Below are 3825 nucleotides of genomic sequence, written 5' to 3'. Positions count from 1 at the left end.
GTTTCCGTCCCCTTGCGGGGAAAAGGTAGGGATCAACCCTACCCCCGGAAAAGCCTGAACTCATGCGGTTTTCAAGGTGCGTTTGCGAGGGAGTACGGAGACTTCCCGACACAGATATTAACATCGCTTTGGCAAATAAGCGCAAGTCGGAGAATTCGCTCTTTTAGGGGCATTATGCTACATTTTCGCGCCAATCCCGGCAAAAGCTATTAGATCCCTCTTAAAAACTGGCGCCGGCAAAGAAAAGCTAGCGATGGCTCGCCCCGACGGATTGCGCACAAAACTTTACAATTTTGGCCGAGCTGAGAACCTCAAAAAATGAGGTAGTCCGGCGGCTCGTAGGGGGGAGGCCCCCCGAAGACCTTGGTGCGTTGTTTGGCGCTGGCATCCAGAGGGTAGGCCCGCAGGCTATCTTCCTGGAGGTTGAGCAGAGGCAGCCACGACTTTTCCAGCTTCTCTTCCAGCTCGGCAGTGTCCAGGGGGCATTCAAAAACGGAGCGTTGCACTCGCTGGCAGCACTGCTCCAGGCACTTGGCCAACTGGTGTCGGCGCTTATCGTCCACCACGTCGTAGCAAACCAACCACAGCATCAGCGCAGCTCCATTGCTTCGTACTCCAGGTTGCCGCTCACCAGGCAACGGCCCAGCCAGCGGGCTTGCTCCAGCACAATTTGGCTCAGGGCTAGGCGACGCGACTGGGGAGGATAGAGCAACGGCTGGCGGAAGCGGCGCTCCAGCTCACCCAAAAACAGCTTTTTGGCCAGGGATCCCAGCCATACGCCTGTCCCATCCGGCGACGGCTCGAAATCTTCCGGGGTGAGCAGGCCAGCCTTGATGAGCTGGATTACGGCCCAATCCACTACCAAGGGCCGAAACTCTTCCATCAGATCCAGCACTAGGTTGGGGCGATAGGGCAAATTGGTGTGGAAAAAGCCCAGGTAGGGATCCAAGCCGGCCATGACGGCTGCCGGGAACACCCGTGCCAGCAGCACCCCGTAGCCCCAACTGAGGAGCGCGTTAATCGGGTCGAGGGGCGGCTGGCGGTTGCGGCCTCTGAAGTTCCACTCGGGCGAGAAGCAGTGCTGGAGAGCTTGGTAATAGATGCGGGCACAATGGCCCTCCAGACCCATCAGGGCTTCCCGCTCTGGGTAAGTGGCGGCGCGATCCAACTATCGTTTCCACGCCGCGATCCAGCAGTTGGGCCAGAGCGGCGGCGGTCAACTGGATCCCGGGCAGTACCACCACTAGCTCTAGTTCGGCCAGGCGGCAAAGCTGCTCTTGGCCGCGGCGCCGAATGAGCAAGCTTTGGTTCTGGCAGTGAACCACGGTACCCGGCTCGGTTAAATAGAGGGTGGTCATGGGCAGGCGGGTTTGGCGAGGGCCAACTCGGGCCGGTAAAACCCCAGCTCTGCCTGCGCTTCTTGGGCCATCTGTTCCCGGTAGGCCAGAGGGGCAATCACTTCGCCGTTGGGCCGCCAATCCCGCAGGCGCATGGTGAAGTTGGTGTCTCCCACCCGCACATAGGCGCGGAAGTAGCGGTCGCTGGCCGGCCTCTGCCGAAGAATGTGCAGGATCTTTTCCCGTTCCCCCGCATCGGCTACCTCCCGCCGTACCAAAGCCGGGATCCGCTCGTAGTCAATGGGTTGGAAGGTGGGGTGGCGCACCGTGTTGTCCACGTAGCGGCGGGCAAACTCGGGCGCAAAGCGCAGGATCAAGAGCGCCTTGGGCAGATAGAAATCAGATCCCCAGGCCTCTTCCCAGGCCGCTTGCACCGCTTCGGGGGTGGGCAAGTTCCCTTGCTTCTGGCGGGCCAAGAGTTCCGCCGGCACCGCAGGGTCAGACCAGGGCACCACCGTCAGGCGAGGCGAGCGAATGCGATCCAGGCGAAAGTTGTGCCAGCCCAGGGATCCGGCAGCCTGCGGGAGCTGACCAAAGGCCGCCAAATACTTGGCGCGGCGGGCATAAAACAGGCAAACCGGGTAGGTGAAAACCCTTTGGATCCCGTGCTGGCGGGTTTCGTAATCAAAGCGGATCAGCCCTGCCGCCGGTTTTGTCCAGAAGGCCTCTAGCTGGTTTTGGTATTCGTCCACCCGCTCCTGCTGTTCGTCGGAGAGGATGTATTCAAACCAGACAAACAGCCGCCGCTGCCGGTGTTGATGACCTCTCCAGATATCGTCCAGCAACACCTGCACGTCGGGATGCACAAAGGCCACGTCGCTGAGGACGTGGTAGATCTGCTCAAGCTGGCCGCCCGACAACGTCAAGGGCGAGGCAGCCGTCGGCAAGGAGGGGCGATCCCCGGCGGCGCGGCAGCGAAAGTTATCTCTTCGCTTGGAGTTGGCCTCGATTGGCTGCAGCCAGCCCCGGGCGGCCAGGTAGTCCAGCTCTTTGCGCAGGGTGCGGTGGGTCTTGAAAAAGGGCCGGCTAGCCAGCAGCGTCTCCAGATGGGGAACTTCAGCTTTCAAGGCGGCCACCAGGTCGGGATCCTTTAGCCAAAAGCTCAGGGGCTTCTGGCAAATGCAGCCGGGATCTGGGCAGGCGATCCCATGGGGCAAATCCTGCTTGGGGTGGTGGGGCGAGAAGAGACGATCGCGGATGTGGGTGTAGCCAAAGGTCTGCGGCAGATCCGGCCAGCGGTTTTCGCCATAGAGGCACTGGAGCAGCACCCACAGACGCACCGCCCGCTCCAGGCGCTCTGGCAACTGTCCGCCCGCCAGCCAGCGCAATACTTCTGCCGTCAAAGGCAACTCCCCTCCGTTCATCTCCCCCCTCCAGGGCAAGGCACAGACCAAGGTCGGATCCCTTCGCCCCTACTCTGCCAACAATTGGAAGCTCCCGATTCCAATCTTTTCCATACTGGAGCCAGTCTGTTGTCGTTCCGTCCCCATTGCTATGGCTGCTGTAGCACTGCAGTTGCGGTCTGGCTATCTGGCCCATTGGCCGCAGAAACCCCATCTTGGCGGGCTATCGTTTCAGGTCATTGAAATCGAGCTGACCCGACCGGATCGGCTGGTTTTCCCGGAAGATCTGGCTCAACTGCGCCTGCCTGGGGGGATCGACCCCCGCTTGGGAGTGGTACTGAGCGGGCGCGCCCCCATTTGGCTCTACGGCTGGTTGGTGCACGAGTGCCATTTCACCCGCTGGGTGGCCTGCTACGACCCGCGCCTGGGGGCAGTGGTGGTCTCCAGCCACAGCCCAGAGGTGCAGGTGGGCGAGATCATCCCCTGGGTGCAGGGCAGGCCAGGCTCAGAATTGGCGGCGGCAGTGATGGTGGTGGGCCCTCCGGATAGCGGTAAAAGCCGCCTGGCCCGCGCTCTTTTCGAGGCCCTGCTGCCCCAGGATCCCAACGTTTATCTACAGCGGGCCCACTGGGATGGGGAAGGAAATTGGACGTTGGATCTGCCGCCGGAAGAAGCCAAAATCCTCAAGCACCGCTACCGGGGACGTTTGACCCCTGAATTTTTCAGCTTCCACGCCCAGGCCATCCTCGCCCTGCGCCAACAAAAAAGCTTGGTGATCGTGGATGTGGGCGGCAAGGTGGATCCCCACAAGCAGCCGATCCTGGAAGCCTGCTCCCATTACCTCTTGGTCAGCCGGGATCCGGCGGCCATCCCCCTCTGGCACGAGTTTTGTCGGGATCGGGGCAACCTGCGGTGTGTGGCCGTCCTGCACACGGGCCCCTGCCAGGAAGATCTGCCCAGGGATCCCAACCAACTGGAGCTGTGCTGGGATCCCGGCTCTCCACTTCCTGCTGAGCTGCTGCAGGCCGTGCGCAGCTTGGTCGGCTCAGCAGGATAAGGGCAGGAGTTCCAGCTGGGGTTTGCAG

The 3825-nt window shown here is 61.5% G+C and carries 4 protein-coding genes and 1 pseudogene; 1 reads left to right on the top strand and 4 read right to left on the bottom strand.

Annotated features, from left to right (window positions below):
• Positions 1-311: 311 nt before the first annotated feature.
• The 4 genes and pseudogenes from cas2 to NW844_RS06840 all read right to left on the bottom strand — a co-directional run bounded on the left by cas2 (position 312) and on the right by NW844_RS06840 (position 2761).
• Positions 312-590, bottom strand: coding sequence for a CRISPR-associated endonuclease Cas2 (gene cas2 / locus NW844_RS06855; RefSeq protein ID WP_414334612.1), 279 nt, complete (start codon positions 588-590; stop codon positions 312-314).
• Complete coding sequence (cas1, locus tag NW844_RS06850; protein WP_414334610.1) at positions 590-1168, bottom strand: CRISPR-associated endonuclease Cas1; 579 nt, start codon at positions 1166-1168, stop codon at positions 590-592. Before cas1 ends, cas2 begins: the two co-directional genes overlap by 1 nt.
• A gap of 51 nt (positions 1169-1219) precedes the next feature.
• Positions 1220-1358: pseudogene (locus NW844_RS06845) on the bottom strand (CRISPR-associated endonuclease Cas1); the annotation flags it as partial.
• Positions 1355-2761, bottom strand: coding sequence for a TIGR03985 family CRISPR-associated protein (locus NW844_RS06840; RefSeq protein WP_414334608.1), 1407 nt, complete (start codon positions 2759-2761; stop codon positions 1355-1357). The gene NW844_RS06840 and the pseudogene NW844_RS06845, both read right to left, overlap by 4 nt.
• 130 nt (positions 2762-2891) lie before the next feature.
• Between NW844_RS06840 and crn3 the strand changes: the two genes are divergently transcribed.
• Positions 2892-3797 (top strand): CRISPR-associated ring nuclease Crn3/Csx3, encoded by a 906-nt coding sequence (crn3, locus tag NW844_RS06835; protein WP_414334606.1) that lies wholly within the window; start codon positions 2892-2894, stop codon positions 3795-3797.
• The last annotated feature ends 28 nt before the right edge of the window (positions 3798-3825 follow it).

It is taken from the genome of Synechococcus sp. H55.2, assembly GCF_047462495.1.
Taxonomy (GTDB): domain Bacteria; phylum Cyanobacteriota; class Cyanobacteriia; order Thermostichales; family Thermostichaceae; genus Thermostichus.
This window is presented reverse-complemented; position numbering and strand designations above follow the sequence as displayed.